The organism is Rhizobium sp. RCC_161_2, assembly GCF_041355235.1.
In the GTDB taxonomy this organism is placed as follows: domain Bacteria; phylum Pseudomonadota; class Alphaproteobacteria; order Rhizobiales; family Rhizobiaceae; genus Rhizobium.
The window spans coordinates 724445-741129 of the sequence record NZ_JBFUPL010000003.1 but is presented as its reverse complement, the minus strand read 5'-3'; the positions used below and the strand labels follow the sequence as shown (position 1 = coordinate 741129).

General features: G+C 61.1%; 17 protein-coding genes. 12 read left to right on the top strand and 5 right to left on the bottom strand.

The window, feature by feature from the left end:
* Positions 1-26 precede the first annotated feature (26 nt).
* The gene (locus AB6803_RS11390; RefSeq protein ID WP_371108967.1) at positions 27-899 is read left to right on the top strand and encodes a methylated-DNA--[protein]-cysteine S-methyltransferase; all 873 of its coding nucleotides are present in this window, start codon (positions 27-29) and stop codon (positions 897-899) included.
* 104 nt (positions 900-1003) lie between these two features.
* Here AB6803_RS11390 and AB6803_RS11385 read toward each other — a convergent pair whose 3' ends face one another.
* On the bottom strand, positions 1004-1993 hold the full coding sequence (locus tag AB6803_RS11385; protein ID WP_371108966.1) for a sugar-binding transcriptional regulator: 990 nt from the start codon (positions 1991-1993) through the stop codon (positions 1004-1006).
* Positions 1994-2496: 503 nt separating this feature from the next.
* Here AB6803_RS11385 and tal point away from each other — a divergent pair.
* Positions 2497-3462 (top strand): transaldolase, encoded by a 966-nt coding sequence (gene tal, locus AB6803_RS11380; protein WP_371108965.1) that lies wholly within the window; start codon positions 2497-2499, stop codon positions 3460-3462.
* 68 nt (positions 3463-3530) lie between these two features.
* Here the strand turns inward: tal and AB6803_RS11375 are convergent, their stop codons facing one another.
* The 4 genes from AB6803_RS11375 to AB6803_RS11360 all read right to left on the bottom strand — a co-directional run bounded on the left by AB6803_RS11375 (position 3531) and on the right by AB6803_RS11360 (position 6991).
* Positions 3531-4697, bottom strand: coding sequence for a CaiB/BaiF CoA transferase family protein (locus AB6803_RS11375; RefSeq protein WP_371108964.1), 1167 nt, complete (start codon positions 4695-4697; stop codon positions 3531-3533).
* Between the two features lies 1 nt (position 4698).
* On the bottom strand, positions 4699-5244 hold the full coding sequence (locus tag AB6803_RS11370; RefSeq protein ID WP_371108963.1) for a MaoC family dehydratase: 546 nt from the start codon (positions 5242-5244) through the stop codon (positions 4699-4701).
* 28 nt (positions 5245-5272) lie between these two features.
* On the bottom strand, positions 5273-6109 hold the full coding sequence (locus tag AB6803_RS11365) for an amidohydrolase (protein WP_371108962.1): 837 nt from the start codon (positions 6107-6109) through the stop codon (positions 5273-5275).
* A gap of 63 nt (positions 6110-6172) precedes the next feature.
* On the bottom strand, positions 6173-6991 hold the full coding sequence (locus AB6803_RS11360; RefSeq protein ID WP_371108961.1) for an IclR family transcriptional regulator: 819 nt from the start codon (positions 6989-6991) through the stop codon (positions 6173-6175).
* 156 nt (positions 6992-7147) lie between these two features.
* Here AB6803_RS11360 and AB6803_RS11355 point away from each other — a divergent pair, with 156 nt between their 5' ends.
* From AB6803_RS11355 to AB6803_RS11310, 10 genes are all read left to right on the top strand, one after another.
* On the top strand, positions 7148-8464 hold the full coding sequence (locus AB6803_RS11355; protein ID WP_371108960.1) for a sugar ABC transporter substrate-binding protein: 1317 nt from the start codon (positions 7148-7150) through the stop codon (positions 8462-8464).
* Between the two features lie 179 nt (positions 8465-8643).
* Entirely contained in the window at positions 8644-9537 is an 894-nt protein-coding gene (locus AB6803_RS11350) for a carbohydrate ABC transporter permease (protein ID WP_034517464.1), read from the top strand.
* A 2-nt stretch (positions 9538-9539) separates the two neighbouring features.
* On the top strand, positions 9540-10406 hold the full coding sequence (locus tag AB6803_RS11345) for a carbohydrate ABC transporter permease (protein ID WP_371108959.1): 867 nt from the start codon (positions 9540-9542) through the stop codon (positions 10404-10406).
* Between the two features lie 4 nt (positions 10407-10410).
* Complete coding sequence (locus tag AB6803_RS11340) at positions 10411-11508, top strand: ABC transporter ATP-binding protein (RefSeq protein WP_371108958.1); 1098 nt, start codon at positions 10411-10413, stop codon at positions 11506-11508.
* Between the two features lie 16 nt (positions 11509-11524).
* Complete coding sequence (locus AB6803_RS11335) at positions 11525-12637, top strand: mandelate racemase/muconate lactonizing enzyme family protein (RefSeq protein ID WP_371108957.1); 1113 nt, start codon at positions 11525-11527, stop codon at positions 12635-12637.
* Between the two features lie 14 nt (positions 12638-12651).
* Positions 12652-12981, top strand: coding sequence for an L-rhamnose mutarotase (locus AB6803_RS11330; protein ID WP_371108956.1), 330 nt, complete (start codon positions 12652-12654; stop codon positions 12979-12981).
* A 177-nt stretch (positions 12982-13158) separates the two neighbouring features.
* The gene (locus AB6803_RS11325; RefSeq protein ID WP_371108955.1) at positions 13159-14232 is read left to right on the top strand and encodes a Gfo/Idh/MocA family protein; all 1074 of its coding nucleotides are present in this window, start codon (positions 13159-13161) and stop codon (positions 14230-14232) included.
* A gap of 3 nt (positions 14233-14235) precedes the next feature.
* Positions 14236-14688, top strand: coding sequence for a MaoC/PaaZ C-terminal domain-containing protein (locus AB6803_RS11320; protein WP_371108954.1), 453 nt, complete (start codon positions 14236-14238; stop codon positions 14686-14688).
* Positions 14685-15812, top strand: coding sequence for an extracellular solute-binding protein (locus AB6803_RS11315; protein ID WP_371109011.1), 1128 nt, complete (start codon positions 14685-14687; stop codon positions 15810-15812). Before AB6803_RS11320 ends, AB6803_RS11315 begins: the two co-directional genes overlap by 4 nt.
* A gap of 107 nt (positions 15813-15919) precedes the next feature.
* The gene (locus tag AB6803_RS11310) at positions 15920-16651 is read left to right on the top strand and encodes an SDR family oxidoreductase (RefSeq protein WP_371108953.1); all 732 of its coding nucleotides are present in this window, start codon (positions 15920-15922) and stop codon (positions 16649-16651) included.
* Positions 16652-16685: the final 34 nt, after the last annotated feature.

Here is a 16685-nt window from a genome sequence, read left to right as displayed (position 1 = left end):
TGTTCTCCTTTCCAAGGAGAAAGTTTATGAATGCCATTGCACAGTTGAAGAAAGACATCACGCCGGAGGGGCCGGATTACGATACCGTCCGCCGCGTGATCGAACTCATCACCGAGGAGTATCGTGACCAGCCGTCGCTGGAGATGCTCGCCGACAGGCTCGGGCAATCGCCGACCCAGTTGCAGAAGACCTTTACCCGCTGGGCCGGCCTGTCGCCGAAGGCCTTCCTGCAAGCCGTGACGCTGGATCATGCCAAGCGGCTGCTACGCCAGGAAGATTTGCCGCTGCTCGAAACCTCGTTCGAAGTGGGGCTCTCCGGTCCGAGCCGGCTGCATGATCTCTTCGTCACGCATGAGGCGATGTCGCCCGGCGAATGGAAGGTGAAGGGCGGCGGGTTGACCATCCGTTACGGGTTCCACATCTCGCCGTTCGGTCTTGCGCTGATCATGGTCACCGACCGTGGCCTTGCCGGCCTTGCCTTCAGCGACACCAGCGACGAGAAGGCTTGCCTGGAAGATATGACCTGCCGCTGGCCGAACGCACAATATGTCGAGGACCTGCAGGCGACCGTGCCCTATGCGGCGCGGATTTTCGAGCCATCGAAATGGACGAGCGACCAGCCATTGCGCGTGGTGCTGATCGGCACGGATTTTCAGGTGCGGGTTTGGGAAAGCCTGTTGAAGATCCCGATGGGCCGGGCCGTCACCTATTCCGACATCGCCAGGGATATCGGCCAGCCCACAGCGATGCGGGCGGTCGGCGCCGCTGTCGGCCGCAATCCGATCTCCTTCGTCGTCCCCTGCCATCGGGCTCTCGGCAAGAACGGCGATCTCACCGGCTATCACTGGGGCCTGACACGCAAGCGGGCGATGCTCGGCTGGGAGGCGGGGCAGGCTTGAGGTTGAGAGTTTGAGTTTGCCGAGCCTCTGATATCCCCCCTGTCACAAAGTGACAGGGGGTGCATTCTCCACGAACCTGGTGGTTGATATGATCCCCGGAGCCTTCAAGCCGCCTTCGCCACTGCCATCTGCAACAATGCCTTGGCGGCACTTTCATCCGTGATCAGGGTGTTGCAGCCGATGCGCTTGATGGTGGCGCTGATCGCCACGGCGCGGTGCGCGCCGCCGGAAGAGATGACGATGTGCTTGGCCTTCTTCAGCGTGTCGAGATCGACCGACATCACGCGCTTGTTGATCGGGTGGTCGACCGAATTGCCCTCGGCATCGAGGAAATTGAACATAGTGTCGCAGACGCAGCCGGCTTCGATCAGCTGATCCAGCTCCCGTTTTGAGATGAAGCCTTCCGATAGCGAAGTGGATTGCGGGCCGATATCGCCGCAGCTGACGATGGCGAGGTCGAGATTTTCGGCCAGCCGGTAGATTGCCTCCAGTCCGCATTTTTCGATCAGGTTGCGCTTGGTCTCGATGGAATCGACCAGAAGCGGCGCCAGGAACATATAGCATTCCGCTCCGAGCTGGCTTGCCAGGCGCCAGGTATAGTCGATCGGGTTGGTCTGGTGGACGGCGACGATGCCGCCGAGCAGCGAGACTACCTTGCAATTGTCGCGGCGTGGCGGGCGGAAGCTTGCGAGCGAAGCCGTCATCGTCCGGCCCCAGCCGACGCCGATCGTGTAATTGTCGGGGATTGCTTCGGTCAGAAACTGACCAAGCGCCAGGCCGACGCTTTTTGCCTGGGCATTGACGTCGCCGCCAGCCGGTGCCGGAACGACGATCGCCTCGTCCAGCCCGTAAATACGCTCCAGCTTGATCGCCAGCTCGACGCAGTCATCAATGCCTTCGTTGATCCAGATCTGCACCTCGCTGCGGCGCATCGCCTCGTCCAGCAGGCGGATGACGGTGGTGCGGCTGATGCCGAGCTGCTCGGCGACATCCTTCTGTGTCAGGCCTTGATTATAGTAGAGCCAGGCGGCGCGCAGCCGCAGAGATGCCGTCTCCGAATAGGCAGTATGTGTCCCGCGTCTGAGTTTGGCCACAGGTCCTCCAGCAAGATTTTCGCCCGCCCATTCTGTTATAGTGATCGCAAGCAACCAAGGTTGCCGCGGCGGCGTATGGCGGGAGCGGGGAGATCGGTTCTTCGCCTAGAGATATTCTATGGGTTGAAACTTATGTCAATTGAAATGCACAAATGTCGCTTGACTTTTCCCGGCGAGATTGATGATAGTCGCCCTGAGGAATACGGTCTTTGTCCAGTCGAGGAGGGCAATGTGCAAGTGCTGCGCCGTGGAAATGCTTGGCCGGGCAGGGAACCATATAGGGCGCTCTCACCCGGTGAAAAGCCTGCCCTCGGAAAGTTGTTTCTTCGCGGCTCCGACCGTTCACCGGAAATGGAACCATCGCACTGTTTTTGCCGTTACCGAGGCATGGGAGACAGTGCGGCGCGATCCGCTCGCAGTCTTCGTGTCGTCCATCGAACCGGACGGAATCGCCGGTCAACATTTCCCAACCCAATGGGCTTATTTCAACAAGGATAGGTATCATGACATCCAAGCTTGACCAACTTCGCGCCATGACGACGGTCGTGGCCGATACCGGGGACATCGAGGCGGTTGCCCGTCTGAAGCCGGTCGATTGCACGACCAACCCGACCATCGTCTTGAAGGCGCTCGGCACGCCGATGTTCGCCGACGCGATCAAGGAAGCTGTCGCCTGGGGCAAGAAGCAGGGCGGCACGCCGGATGCTGTTGCCGCCGCCGTTGCCGACCGTCTGGCGATCTCCGTCGGTGCCGCGCTGTCCGGCCTCGTTCCCGGCCGTGTTTCGACCGAAGTCGATGCCGACCTGTCCTTCGATACTCAGGCATCGCTCGCCAAGGCCCGCGCCATCATCGCCGCCTACAAGGAGCGCGGCATCGAGCGCGACCGTATCTTGATCAAGCTCGCGTCCACCTGGGAAGGCATCCGCGCCGCCGAAGTGCTGCAGAAGGAAGGCATCGACTGCAATCTGACGCTGCTCTTCAGCAAGGCTCAGGCCGTCGCTTGCGCCGACGCCAAGGTTTTCCTGATCTCGCCCTTCGTCGGCCGTATTCTTGACTGGTACAAGAAGTCGACCGGCAAGGACTACACCCCGGAAGAAGATCCGGGCGTTCTGTCCGTTCGCGAAATCTACAACTACTACAAGGCCAACGACATCAAGACGATCGTCATGGGCGCCTCCTTCCGCAGCGCTGCGGAAGTCGAAGCTCTGGCCGGTTGCGATCGCCTGACGATCAGCCCGAACCTGCTCGACGAGCTCGCCAAGGACGAAGGCAAGCTGGAGCGCAAGCTCTCGCCGGAACACAAGACCTCCGTCGCCAAGATCATCGTCGATGAAAAAACCTACCGCTGGCAGATGAACGAAGATGCGATGGCGACCGAAAAGCTCGCCGAAGGCATCCGCGCATTCGCCAAGGATCTCGGCACGCTTCGCGCCATGGTCAGCAAGGAACTGCAGCTCGCTGCTGCTTGAAGCAGTTGGACTGAGATGAACAAGGCGCGGCTACCGAAGGGTGGCCGCGCTTTTTTCTTTGGCTGCGTTTAATCGGCGCTGATTGCGAATTCCGTCCGGATCTTTTCCGAGCCGCTGCCGATCGTCGGGGCGGCGAGGTCGCTCTTATGGCGCTGGCCATTGACGCGGATCGGGCTTGCCGTCGTGCGAACGGAAATGCCGTCGCCGCGGGTCACGGTTTGCAGCATGTCGAGCTGGCGGAAGGCGGCGGTTTTGAGCAGCTGCGGCCAATCCAGTACTTCCGTTGCCCAGATATCGGCGAGCTCGAGAATGGCGAGCCATTCCTTCACTGTCTTCTGATGCAGGCGAATGGCGATCAAGCTCTTGATTTCGTCGCGCAGGGAAAAGGCTTCGTCCGGCGTGTAGTCTGCCAGTGCGGGCAGGTCGAGGAGTGGCGCCAGTTTCGGCAGTGGCGTCATGGCGAGCGCCAGCCAACCGTCGGCGCAGTGATAGACGCCGTAGGGGGCCGAGAGATAGGCGTGGGCATTGCGCACCGAGGATTTTTGCGGCAGGCGGCCGCCATCGTTCAGATGCGTGGTCAGCACCTCGAACTGGAAATCGACCATGGCTTCCAGCAGGCTGGTTTCGACATGGACGCCGCGACCGCTGATGCCGCGCCTGACGAGGCCGGCGAGAATGCCCTGGACGATAAGATTGCCGGCCAGCATGTCGGCAACCGCAAGGCCGAAAGGCACCGGGCCATCATCGGCCTCGCCGTTCAGCCACATGGCGCCGGAGCGGGCCTGGGCGAGCAGATCCTGTCCTGGAAAATGCCGCCATTCATTCTCCGGGCCGTAGCCGGTGATGCTGCCATAGACGATGCGCGGATTGATCGCGGTGACCGAGGCATAGTCGAGGCCGAGGCGCTCGATGACCCCAGGGCGAAAATTCTGGATGATGACATCGGCTTTCTCGATCAGCGCCCTGAGGTCTCGCAGATCGCCTTCGTCCTTCATGTTGATGGCGAAGCTTTCCTTGCCGCGATTGATGGCGTGGAAGAGTGTCGAGTCGCCGCCGATCTCGGTGTCGCTGAGATAGAGCCTGCGACAGAGATCGCCGCCATCGGGCCGCTCGATCTTGATCACCCGCGCGCCGAGATCGCCGAGCCGTAGTGCTGCCATCGGCCCGGCCAGGAACTGGCTCATATCGAGCACCACTATGCCGGCAAGCAGGCCCTCATTGTTTTGCTCGGTCATCTCAGCCCTTCAGCTCCGGAGCGTCGGTAGGGCGGCCGTTCTTGTAGCGCACGGTCTGGATATGCTCGCAATAAAGCACCAGCTCGCCTTCGCCCTTGAAGACTTCGTAGGACGAGCGGATCAGCCCTAGGTCTTTATATTTTGGCTGCTTATCGAGGTTGGTGCGGATGGTGTAGATCGTGTCGCCGATGAAGGTCGGCTTGATGAAACGCAGCCTGTCATAGCCATAGGAAAAGGCGTTGATGCAATTGGTGGCGACCAGCCCGAGCCCGGCGGAAAAGACGAAGGCGCCGGCCACCAGCCGCTTGCCGAACAGGCCTTCCGTCTCGGCAAAGATCTGGTCGCTGACGTAAGGGTGCATGTCGAGCACCAGGGCGTTGAACTGCTGGGATTCACCTTCGGAGATCGTGCGCCGCAGCGAGCGGATCTTGTGGCCGATCTCAAAGTCTTCGTAGAACCAGTTTTCCGAGTTCCAGACCGGGATATCGGCATGGCCGGCCGGCATGGTCTTCGGTTGGGTGCTGGAAATGCCGACGGTGGCAGTCATGGCATGAGCTTTCGGTGATATGGGGCGCTCAGAGGGACCAGAGGCGCTTGGCATTCAGCTGATAAAGCCGGTCGCGTTCGTCGGCGCTTGTCCCCTGCATCAGCGCATGCGTGGCGGCGACCCAGGTGGAGAGACCGCCGCCCAGCGTGCAGACCGGCCAGTCGCTGCCCCAGATGACGCGATCCCAGCCGAAGCTTGCGATCGAATGCTCTACGAAGGGCTGCAGCCTGTCGACGGTCCAGCTATCGGGATCGGCATAGGCGACGACGCCGGAAATCTTGACGACGACATTCGGCCGCCTGGCAATCTCGGTTATTCCCGAGGACCAGACCTGGCCGAGTTGCTTCTTGATGGCGGGTACGCCGCAATGGTCGAGAATGAACTGGATGTCGGGATTGAGGTCGATGAGTGCGATCGCCTTGGAAATCTGATGCGGCAGCACGCAGAGATCGAAGGTGAGGCGGGTGCCGGCAATCCGCTTCAGGTTTTCGCGGAAGAGGGCGCCTTCGGAGACGTCATCCGGCACGACATGCAGGACGCGACGAAATCCCTTGACGAAGGGGTCGGCGAGTACCCGTTCCAGATAGGCGGGAAAGCCGGCGTCTTCCGGACGGCAGGCGGCGATGGCGCCGCGGATCAGGCTGCCGGGCTTTCTGCTCAAGCCTTTGACATAGTCCGTTTCCGGCTCGATATCGCTCTCGGCGACATCGACTTCCATATGCAGTGTGTCGGTAATCCCGCAGCGATGCGCATCGCGGGCATAGTCCTCGTAGAGGCTGTCGCGGTTGAGCGCGCCGGCCCCTTCCAGCCAGGGATATGCAAGTTTCTCGCGATCGACGATGTGCAGGTGGCTATCGAAAAGCATGGCGATCCTCCCATCATGCTGATCAACATATACTCACAGAAGAATAGTTTATTCAAATAGAAATTATAACTCGGCGCTATCCACCGTCCCGACCACGGTTTCGGAGATCTGATTTGCCGCGTCCCGCACATAGTCGATGACCTGATCATAGGTCGGCGCGTTGGGATTGACCGGCTGGATATAGGGGCAGGTGAGTGCGGCCAGCGCATTGCCGTCCATGGCCAGGATCGGCGCGGAGATATTGCGCACGCCGTTGGTCTGCAGGCTGTCCATGGTCTCGAAACCCTTGTCGCGGATCGCCCGCAGTCTTTCGTCGAGATCGGCCGGCGGTCGGTCGTCCTCCTGGTCCTGCTGGCGGCGCTGCTCGTTGATCATCATCTGGCGCTGCTTCTCGTCGCGAAAGGCGAGGAGGATATGGCCGGAACCGGTGTTGAAGAGGTTGATCTGGGCGCCGACGCGGATCGAGATGCCCCAATAGGTCGGCGAATCCTGCTGGGCGATGACCACGACCGAGCCGCGGTCGAAAATTGCCAGGTGGCAGGCCTGCTCGGCACGATTGGAGAATTCACGCATCAGCGGCGTGGCGAAGGAGACGAGCCGGCGCACCGGAGCATGGTAATGCGCCAGGCCGAAGAGTTTTAGCGTCAGGTAGAAACGGTCGCCATCCTGCCGCTGCACATAGCCGCGCCGCACCAGCCGGTCGAGCATGCGGTAGAATTCGTTTGGGCTCTTGCCGAGCGCCTTGGCGATTTCCGCCTGCGTCAGCCCGCCATCGATGCGCGCCAGCAACTCCAGAATATCGAGGCCTTTGTCCAGCGCCGGTGCGCGATATCGATCGCTGTCGTCTTCAATGGTCACGGCGGGCCTCTCCTCAAAGAACATGATTCATCATTCATATGTGAATGAATGCGATTTGCAAGCGCCGTTGATCCCGGCTTGACGGCCAATGAATAAGATGTTTACTTATAAATCAATGATCCATATTTGGGTCGCAAGGGCGATCGGACGGGGAGTCCGGTTCTTTAGGGAGGAATGACAATGAGGAATTTGAAGGCCGGCTTTGCTGCCGGCGTGATGGCATTGCTCGCGAGCTCCGCGGCTTTTGCCGCCGACCTGCCCGGCAAGTTTCCGGGCGTGACGATCGATGCCAAGCTGATCGGCGGCCAGCAATATGAGCCGCTTTATGCGCGCATTTCCGAGTGGGAGAAGGAGACCGGCGCCAAGGTCAACATCCTCTCCAAGAAGAACCATTTCGAGCTCGACAAGGAAATCAAGTCGGACATGGCGTCGGGCGATATCTCCTGGTGCGTCGGCTCGAACCACTCGTCCTTCGCGCCGCAATATCCTGACCTTTACACCGATCTCGGCAAGCTGCTGCCGAAGGAAGAGATTGCCCAATTCGTCGATTCGACGATCGCGGCGTCCACCATCGACGGACGGCTGATCATGCTGCCGCGCGCGCAGTTCGACGTCTCGGCGCTCTACTACCAGAAGAGCCTCTATAGCGACGAGGCCAAGAAGACGGCGTTCAAGGCCAAGTACGGCTACGATCTGGCGCCGCCGAAGACCTGGAAGGAAGTATCGGATCAGGCGGTGTTCTTCGCCAATCCGCCGAACTTCTTCGGCACACAGTTCCCCGGCAAGGAAGAGGCGATCAACGGCCGCTTCTTTGAAATGCTGGTCGCGGAAGGCGGCGAATATCTCGACAAGGACGGCAAGCCGGCCTTCAATTCCGAGGCTGGCGTGCGTGCGCTCGACTGGTTCGTGAATATGTACAAGGCGAAGGCGGTTCCGGCCGGCACGACCAACTATCTCTGGGATGATCTCGGCGCCGGCTTTGCGTCCGGCACCGTCGCGCTCGATCTCGACTGGCCAGGCTGGGCGACCTACTTCAACGATCCGAAGTCCTCGAAGGTTGCCGGCAATGTCGGCGTCGTCGTGCAGCCCGTCGGTTCCTCCGGCAAGCATACCGGCTGGTCTGGCCATCACGGCTTCTCGGTCACCGAGGCCTGTGCCCATAAGGATGCCGCCGCCTCGCTCGTCTGGTTCCTGACCAATGACGATTCGCAGAAGCTCGAAGCCGCCAATGGCACGCTGCCGACCCGCAAGGCGGTCTGGGATTGGGACATCCAGCAGGCTGCGTCCGATCCCTACAAGAAGGAAGTGCTGAGCACTTTCCAGGAATCGATGAAATATGCCTTCCCGGTTCCGCGCACGCCGCAATGGATCGAGATTTCCAACGTCGTCTACCCTGAGCTTCAGGCCGCCATCCTCGGCGACAAGACTTCCAAGGAAGCGCTCGACACGGCCGCACAGAAGGCCACCGACGTCCTGAAGGATGCCGGTTCGCTCTGATCGACGCAATCAGGTCCCGCGCCCGGAAACGGGTGCGGGACGTCTTTGAAAATACCTATGACCAGTGCCTTTAGGGGCCGGTCTGTCCGGCCGGATGTGCCTCCGGCCTCTCGGCCCCATGCAATCGCATTCCACGCAGTCCGGGCCACGCTGCTGAGGAATGCCGACAGGTGCAAACCATGTTCAAGAAAATATCCCCACCGGTCCTGCTGCTTCTTCCAGCGATCATCGTGCTTGTGGCGGTGGTGCTATTTCCGCTGCTTCTGTCCTTCTATTCCAGCTTCACGCCGTTTCGCCTGACACGGCCGTCGACGCTCTTCACCTTCATCGGCTTGCGCAATTACATCCGCATTCTGACCGATCCGGTCTTCCTGGCTGCCTTCGTGCGCACCGTTGTGCTGCTGACGATCGCGCTCAATCTGGAAATGCTGCTCGGCCTCGGCCTGGCGCTTCTGGTCAACAAGGCGACCCATGGCAAGCGGATCCTGCGCACGCTAATGATGTTCCCGATGATGTTTTCGCCGGTGCTCGTCGGCTTCCAATTCAAGTTCATGTTCAACGACAATGTCGGCATCATCAACAATGCCCTGCAATCCCTGGGTATCACAAACGATGCCATTCCGTGGCTGATCGACGGCAATCTGGCGCTGTTTTCGATCATCGTTGCGGAAGTCTGGTCGTCCACCTCCGTCTTTGCCATCCTCATCCTCGCTGGCCTGTTCGCCATGCCGCAGGAGCCTGTGGAGGCGGCGAAAGTCGATGGCTGTACGGGCTGGCAGACCTTCCGCTACGTCACCTGGCCGTTCCTGATGCCATTCGCCTTCATCGCCATGACCATCCGCTCGCTCGACGTCGCCCGCGCCTATGACATCGTCAAGATCATGACCGATGGCGGCCCGGCGCGGCGCACGGAGCTGATCTGGACGCTGGTCGGGCGCACGGCCTATGCCGACGCGCAAATGGGTCTCGCCAACGCCATGGCCTATGTCTCGATCATCCTGTCGATCGCCTTCACAGTGTATTTCTTCCGTAAGCTGGCGCTTGCCCGCACCCAGATCGGAGCGGAGTGGTAATCATGGATCGCAACGCCGAACAACGCCTGCGCCGCCGCATCGGAAATGTCGCCTATCTCATCGGCCTTTTCATCGCGATGCTCATTATCTGCCTGCCGGGCTTCTGGATCATCCTGAGCTCGCTCCGCCCGACGGTCGAGATCATGGCGAAGCCGCCGGTCTGGATTCCGCACGAACTTTCGCTAGAAGCCTATCGCGCCATGTTCAGCGGCGCGGGGCAGGGCGGTATCCCCGTCTGGGATTATTTCCGCAATTCACTGGTGATCTCCATCACCTCCACCGCCATCGCGCTCGTCATCGGCATGTCCGGCGGCTATGCCTTTGCCCGCTTCCGCTTCACCGGCAAGTCGGCCGTGTTCCTCGGCCTGATGCTGACGCGCTCCGTGCCGGGTGTTGCCCTGTCGTTGCCGCTGTTCATGGTCTATGCGCGGCTCGGGATCATCGACACGCATTTCGGCCTGATCCTCACCTATGTCGCGCTGAACGTGCCCTTCACCATCTGGCTGATCGACGGCTTCTTCCGGCAGGTGCCGAAGGATCTGGCCGAGGCGGCGCAGATCGACGGCTGCACGCGCTGGCAGGCCTTCTGGCAGGTGGAGTTTCCACTTGCCGGCCCCGGCATCGCGTCCGCCGGCATCTTCGCCTTCCTCACCTGCTGGAACGAATATGCGCTGGCCTCGCAGCTGACGCGCTCGGTCAATTCCAAGACGCTGCCGGTCGGCCTGCTCGACTATACGGCCGAATTCACCATCGACTGGCGCGGCATGTGTGCCCTCGCCGTGGTGATGATCGTTCCGGCGCTCGCACTCACATTCATCATTCAGAAGCATCTGGTGTCAGGTCTGACATTCGGTGCGGTCAAAGGTTGATTCCATGGCTCAGGTCTCGCTCAAAAAACTCGTCAAGCGCTACGGTGCCCTGGAAATCGTCCACGGGATCGATCTCGATATCAAGGACAAGGAATTCATCGCTCTGGTCGGGCCGTCCGGCTGTGGCAAGTCGACGACGCTGCGGATGATCGCCGGTCTCGAGAATATCTCCGACGGCACGATCGAGATCGGCGATACCGTCGTCAATGACCTGCCGCCGCGCGATCGCAATATTTCCATGGTGTTCCAGTCCTATGCGCTCTATCCGCATATGACTGTGCGAGAGAACATGGGATTCTCGCTGAAGATCGCCAAGCAGCCGCAGACGGAGATCGACCAGCGCGTCAATGAAGCAGCCGCCATCCTCGGCCTCGATGCGTTGATGGATCGCCGCCCGGCGCAGCTTTCCGGCGGCCAGCGCCAGCGTGTCGCCATGGGCCGAGCCATCGTCCGCCAGCCGGAGGTCTTCCTCTTCGACGAGCCGCTGTCGAACCTCGACGCCAAGCTCCGGACGCAGATGCGTACCGAGATCAAGAAACTGCATGCCAAGGTGCAGTCGACGGTGATCTACGTCACGCACGATCAGGTGGAAGCAATGACGCTTGCCGACCGTATCGTCATCATGCGCGACGGCTATATCGAGCAGGTCGGGACGCCCGACGAGGTGTTCAAGCGGCCTGCCACCCGCTTCATCGCCGGTTTCATCGGTTCGCCACCGATGAATATCGAGGAGGCGCTGGTGTCTGCCGGCGCGCTGGTGTTCAAGAATGGCGAAAGACTGCCGCTGCCGGGTCAGTTTGCCGGCAAGGTCAAGGAGGGCGAAAAAGTCGCCTTCGGCCTGCGACCCGACGATATCTTCCCCACTGGCCATGGCCTGCATTCAGGTGCGCAATCGGCCGTGCACGAGTTGACATTGCCTGTCGCCATCACTGAGCCGCTCGGCAATGAAACCCTTGTTTTCGTCGAATTCGGCGGTCGTGAATGGGTGTCGCGCATGCTCAATCCGCGCGGCTTGAAAAGCGGCGAACAGCTGAAGATGAGCTTCGATCTCTCCCAGGCACATCTCTTCTCCATCGAAACCGGCAAGAGCCTGGCGATCTGAGCGAGGGAGGCGAGACATGGCCCGCATCGAGAAAATTGAACTGCGCATGGTCGTCCTGCCGCCGAAGGTGAAGCGGACGGATGCAATCCAGAGCTTCGTCAGCCAGGAAACGCCGATCGTCACCATCACCGATTCTGATGGCGCGGTCGGCACCGGCTACAGCTACACGATCGGCACCGGCGGTTCGTCGGTGATGCGGCTGCTGGCCGACCATCTGGCGCCGCTCTTGATCGGCGAGGATGCCGATTGCATCGAGGCGATCTGGCACAAAATGGAATTCGCGACCCACGCGACGACCATCGGCGCGATCACGGCGCTGGCGCTTGCCGCTGTCGATACCGCGCTCTGGGACCTGCGCGCCAAAAAGCAGAGCCTGCCGCTGTGGAAGCTCGCCGGCGGTGCCAAGGATCGTTGCCCGCTCTACACGACGGAAGGCGGCTGGCTGCATATCGAGAAGGAAGCTTTGGTCGAGGACGCCTTGCAGGCGAAGGCCAAGGGCTTTTCAGGCTCGAAGGTGAAGATCGGCAAGCCGCATGGCTCGGAGGATTATGATCGCTTGTCGGCCATGCGCCTGGCGCTTGGGGCCGGCTTTGAGATCATGACCGACTGCAATCAGGGCTTTACCGTCGATGAGGCCATCCGCCGTGCCGCGCGGCTGAAGGAGCTCGATCTCGCCTGGATCGAGGAGCCGCTGCCGGCCGACGATCTCGATGGCCATATCCGCCTGACCCGCTCAACGCCGACGCCGATTGCGGTTGGGGAATCCATCTATTCGATCCGGCACTTCCGCGAATATATGCAGAAGGGCGCCTGCTCGATCGTGCAAGTCGACGTCGCCCGCATTGGCGGGATCACGCCCTGGCTGAAGGTGGCGCATGCGGCGGAGGCCTTCGACATTCCCGTTTGCCCGCATTTCCTGATGGAGCTGCATGTCAGCCTGGTCTGCGCCGTGCCAAACGGGAAATATGTCGAATACATCCCGCAGCTCGACGATCTCACCGCCAAGGGCATGGAGATCGTCGATGGCAAAGCGCTTGCGCCATCCGAGCCCGGCATCGGCATCGCCTGGGATTGGGAGGCGGTGAAGGCGCGCTCGATCGGCGAATTCACCCGAGAGATTCACGGCTAAGAGAGGACGGGGTCATGCAGCGGATGGGTATGGTGATCGGCCTGGAGCCGGCAAAGGTCGAGGAATACAAGCGCCTGCATGCGGCCGTCTGGCCCGAGATCCTGGCGCTGATCTCCGACTGCAACATCACCAATTATTCGATCTTTCTGAAGGAACCTGAAAATCTGCTCTTCGGCTATTGGGAATATGTCGGCACGGATTTCGAGGCCGATATGGCCAAGATGGCGGCGAGCCCGAAGAACCAGGAATGGTGGTCGGTGTGCATCCCCTGCCAGAAGCCGTTCGAGACCCGCAAGCAGGGCGAGTGGTGGGCGATGATGGAAGAGGTGTTTCATCATGGGTGAGATGATGGTTTTCATCTTCTCCCCAGCGGGGAGAAGGACGCGCGAAGCGCAGGTTGAGGGGGCGTTGCATCGTAAGGCTCCACGGAATATGCCGCGCCACCCCCTCATCCGACCCTTCGGGCCACCTTCTCCCCGAGGGGAGAAGGTAAGCTCGCGGCCATCGCCGGAGCTAAATTCATGACCTTCGATCCCCAATCCCTTCGCCAATGGTGGCCCAAACCCCGCGCCCCGCGCCCGATCGTTATCTTCGGCGCCGGCAGCATTGTCGGCGATGCGCATCTGCCGGCTTATCGGAAGGCTGGGTTTCAGGTGGTGGGTCTTTACGATCCTGATGCGGAGAAGGCTGCTGCGCTGGCAAGCCAATGGGGTATCCGCGCTTTCACCTCTGAAGCCGAGGCGTTGGCTGTTGAAGGGGCTATTTTCGATCTGGCGACGCCGCCGGCGGCCCATACTGAGATCCTTGGAAAATTGCCGCGCGGCTCTTTCGCCCTGATCCAGAAGCCTATGGGCAGTGATCTTGCCGGGGCGACGGAGATACTGAAGGTTTGCCGCGAACGCGATATCAAGGCGGCGGTGAATTTCCAGCTTCGCTTCGCGCCGATGATGCTGGCGCTCCATGATGCGGTCGAAAAAGGCTATCTCGGCGAGGTCGTCGACTTCGACGCCTGGCTGGCGCTGGCGACACCCTGGGGGCTCTGGCCGTTCCTGAAAGGGTTGCCGCGCATCGAGATCGCGATGCATTCGATCCACTATCTCGATTTCATTCGCGGCCTGCTCGGCAATCCCTTGGGCGTGCACGCCAAGACCATCGGTCATCCGAACCACGAGATGGCGCAGACGCGCACCGCCGCGATCCTCGACTATGGCGACAAGGTGCGCTGCGTGCTCTCGGTCAATCACGATCATGATTTCGGCCGCAAATTCCAGGCGTGCGAGTTCCGCATCTCGGGCACCAAGGGTGCTGCCTATATCAAGCTCGGCGTCAATCTCGACTATCCGCGCGGCGAGCCCGACGAGCTATGGATTAAGCCTGATGGTGGGAGCGACTGGGTCGAGGTGAAGCTCGAGGGCGCCTGGTTCCCGGATGCTTTCGTCAACCGCATGGCCAATCTGCAGCGCTTCGCCTCGGGCGAGAACAAAGAGCTGGTCGGCTCTGTCGAAGATGCCTGGCAGACCATGGCGCTGGTCGAGGCTGCCTATCAGTCGAGTGCTGCGCCGGCGACGCCGATTGCCGAACTTCCAAAGGTATAAGTCATGGCCGAACAGACGATCCATTTCGAAGACTACGAACTCGGTCATGTCAGGGTGACGACCGGACGGACGATCACCGAGACGGATTTCGTCGTCCATGCCGGCCATACCGGCGATTTCTTTCCGCATCACATGGATGCGGAGTTCGCCAAGACACTGCCGGGCGGTCAGCGCATTGCGCATGGCACGATGATCTTCTCGATCGGCGTCGGGCTGACGGCGTCGCTGATCAATCCGGTTGCCTTCTCCTATGGCTACGACCGGCTGCGGTTCATCCGGCCGGTGCATATCGGCGACACGATCCGCACGCGGGTGACGGTATCGGCGAAAGAGGACGATCCGAAGCGCCCTGCATCCGGCCGAGTGGTCGAGCGCTGCGAGGTGCTCAATCAGCGCGACGAAGTCGTTCTCGCCGCCGACCATATCCTGGTCGTCGAGCGCAAGGTGGCGGGCTGATGGTGAAGCTCAGGGGAATGACCTGGTCGCATCCGCGCGGCTACGACCCGATGGTGGCCTGCTCGAAGCTCTGGCTGGAAAAGACCGGTGTCGAGATCGCCTGGGAGAAACGCTCGCTGCAGGATTTCGAGACCTTTCCGGTCGAAGAGCTGGCCGCCGCCTATGATCTGATCGTCATCGACCATCCGCATGTCGGCCAGATCACTCGCGAGAATTGCCTGTTGCCGCTCGATGATGCGGAGCATGCCGACGAACTGGCTGCCACCGCGGCCGGTACGGTCGGCCGGTCCTACCCGAGCTATCATTGGCAGGGCCGGCAATGGGCCTTCCCGATCGACGCGGCAACGCAAGTCCAGGCTTACCGACCGGATCGGCTGAGAGGGCCGGTCACCGATCTTGCCGAGATCATTCCGCTGGTGGCGAAGGGCAGGGCGATCCTGCCGATGCGCTCGCCGCATGTGCTGATGACTTTCTTCACCCTCGCGGCGCATCTCGGCACGCCTTGCAGTATCGAAGGGCCGGAATTTATCGCCAGGGCGGATGGCGAAGTCGTGCTCGACTGGATGGCGCGGATCCTCAGTGGCATGGATATCAGCTGCTATGACATGGACCCGATCGCCGTATTCGATCTCATGGGCGAGCCGGATTGCCCCTACGATGTCTGCCCCTTCATTTACGGCTATGTCAGCTATTCCTTCGCCGGATTCCGACCGGCGCGTATCGCCTTCGCCGATATGCCGGTGATCGACGGTCGCGCGCCCAACGGGTCGGCGCTTGGCGGTACGGGCATTGCTGTTTCAGCCGCGACACGGGCGCCGGAGGAGGCCAAGGCCTTTGCCCGCTGGATCGCCGGCGGGCCGGTGCAGGCGGGTGCCTATGCGGAGAGCAACGGCCAGCCGGGCCATTCGCATGCCTGGGTCAGCGATGCCGTCAACGCGCCGGCGCTCGATTTTTACCGCAACACGCGGGCCACGCTGGAAGGTGCCTATGTCCGGCCGCGCCATGACGGCTATATGGCGTTTCAAAGTGAGGCTTCGGATATTATTACCCATGGACTGCGCACTGCCGAGCGGCATACAGTCCTCATCGACAAACTCAACCGGCGCTTCGCGCAATCGTTTTGAGGCTGGAGTGAAACGGCTCTAGCTATCTGTTTTTGCTTGTTCTTATCCGGAGGTGGCCGCGGGCTTCTCCAGATCGGAATGAAGCCTTGGAGGAAAGGATCAGGATTATGGGTCACGGATTGGAAGGCAAGAAGGTCGTCATCACGGCGGCTGGTCAAGGCATCGGCCGGGCGACGGCGGAACGTTTCATCTCGCTCGGCGCGCATGTCTACGCCACCGATATCAACGAGCAGACGCTCTCGACGCTGGAAGGCGCCAGCACGCATGTTTTGGACGTGCTCGACGGCGCGGCGGTCAAGACTTACGCCAGCGAAATCGGCCCGATCGACGTGCTTTTCAATTGCGCCGGCTTCGTGCATGCCGGCACCATCCTCGACTGCGAAGAGAAGGATTGGGATTTCTCCTTCAACCTCAATGCCAAGGCAATGTACACGACCTGCCGCACCTTCCTGCCGGGCATGCTGGAAAAGGGCAAGGGCTCGATCGTCAACATGGCGTCGGTCGCCTCCAGCGTGAAGGGCGTGCCGAACCGTTTCGCCTATTGCGCCTCCAAGGCCGCCGTCATCGGGCTTACCAAGTCGATCGCCGCCGATTTCGTCTCCAAGGGCATCCGCGCCAACGCCATTTGCCCCGGCACGGTCGACAGCCCTTCGCTGCATGATCGCCTGCGCGCCACCGGCGATTACGAAAAGGCGATGGCCGATTTCATTGCCCGCCAGCCGATGGGCCGCATCGCCAATGCCACGGAAATCGCGGCGCTGGTAACCTATCTCGCCGGCGACGAGGCGGGCTTCACCACCGGCCAGATCCACGTCGTCGATGGCGGCTGGACGGCCTGAGCGCCATCTTCCTTCGGATCGGAGGCTCCGCATT

What these genes read in the sequence shown, in the direction of transcription:
- AB6803_RS11320 (WP_371108954.1), top strand. Translation starts at nt 14,236, where the DNA reads ATGGCCGAACAGACGATCCATTTCGAAGACTACGAACTCGGTCATGTC.
- AB6803_RS11350 (WP_034517464.1), top strand. Translation starts at nt 8,644, where the DNA reads ATGTTCAAGAAAATATCCCCACCGGTCCTGCTGCTTCTTCCAGCGATC.
- AB6803_RS11375 (WP_371108964.1), bottom strand. Translation starts at nt 4,697, where the DNA reads ATGACCGAGCAAAACAATGAGGGCCTGCTTGCCGGCATAGTGGTGCTC.
- AB6803_RS11335 (WP_371108957.1), top strand. Translation starts at nt 11,525, where the DNA reads ATGGCCCGCATCGAGAAAATTGAACTGCGCATGGTCGTCCTGCCGCCG.
- AB6803_RS11345 (WP_371108959.1), top strand. Translation starts at nt 9,540, where the DNA reads ATGGATCGCAACGCCGAACAACGCCTGCGCCGCCGCATCGGAAATGTC.
- AB6803_RS11360 (WP_371108961.1), bottom strand. Translation starts at nt 6,991, where the DNA reads ATGTTCTTTGAGGAGAGGCCCGCCGTGACCATTGAAGACGACAGCGAT.
- AB6803_RS11355 (WP_371108960.1), top strand. Translation starts at nt 7,148, where the DNA reads ATGAGGAATTTGAAGGCCGGCTTTGCTGCCGGCGTGATGGCATTGCTC.
- AB6803_RS11310 (WP_371108953.1), top strand. Translation starts at nt 15,920, where the DNA reads ATGGGTCACGGATTGGAAGGCAAGAAGGTCGTCATCACGGCGGCTGGT.
- AB6803_RS11365 (WP_371108962.1), bottom strand. Translation starts at nt 6,109, where the DNA reads ATGCTTTTCGATAGCCACCTGCACATCGTCGATCGCGAGAAACTTGCA.
- tal (WP_371108965.1), top strand. Translation starts at nt 2,497, where the DNA reads ATGACATCCAAGCTTGACCAACTTCGCGCCATGACGACGGTCGTGGCC.
- AB6803_RS11390 (WP_371108967.1), top strand. Translation starts at nt 27, where the DNA reads ATGAATGCCATTGCACAGTTGAAGAAAGACATCACGCCGGAGGGGCCG.
- AB6803_RS11340 (WP_371108958.1), top strand. Translation starts at nt 10,411, where the DNA reads ATGGCTCAGGTCTCGCTCAAAAAACTCGTCAAGCGCTACGGTGCCCTG.
- AB6803_RS11325 (WP_371108955.1), top strand. Translation starts at nt 13,159, where the DNA reads ATGACCTTCGATCCCCAATCCCTTCGCCAATGGTGGCCCAAACCCCGC.
- AB6803_RS11370 (WP_371108963.1), bottom strand. Translation starts at nt 5,244, where the DNA reads ATGACTGCCACCGTCGGCATTTCCAGCACCCAACCGAAGACCATGCCG.
- AB6803_RS11330 (WP_371108956.1), top strand. Translation starts at nt 12,652, where the DNA reads ATGCAGCGGATGGGTATGGTGATCGGCCTGGAGCCGGCAAAGGTCGAG.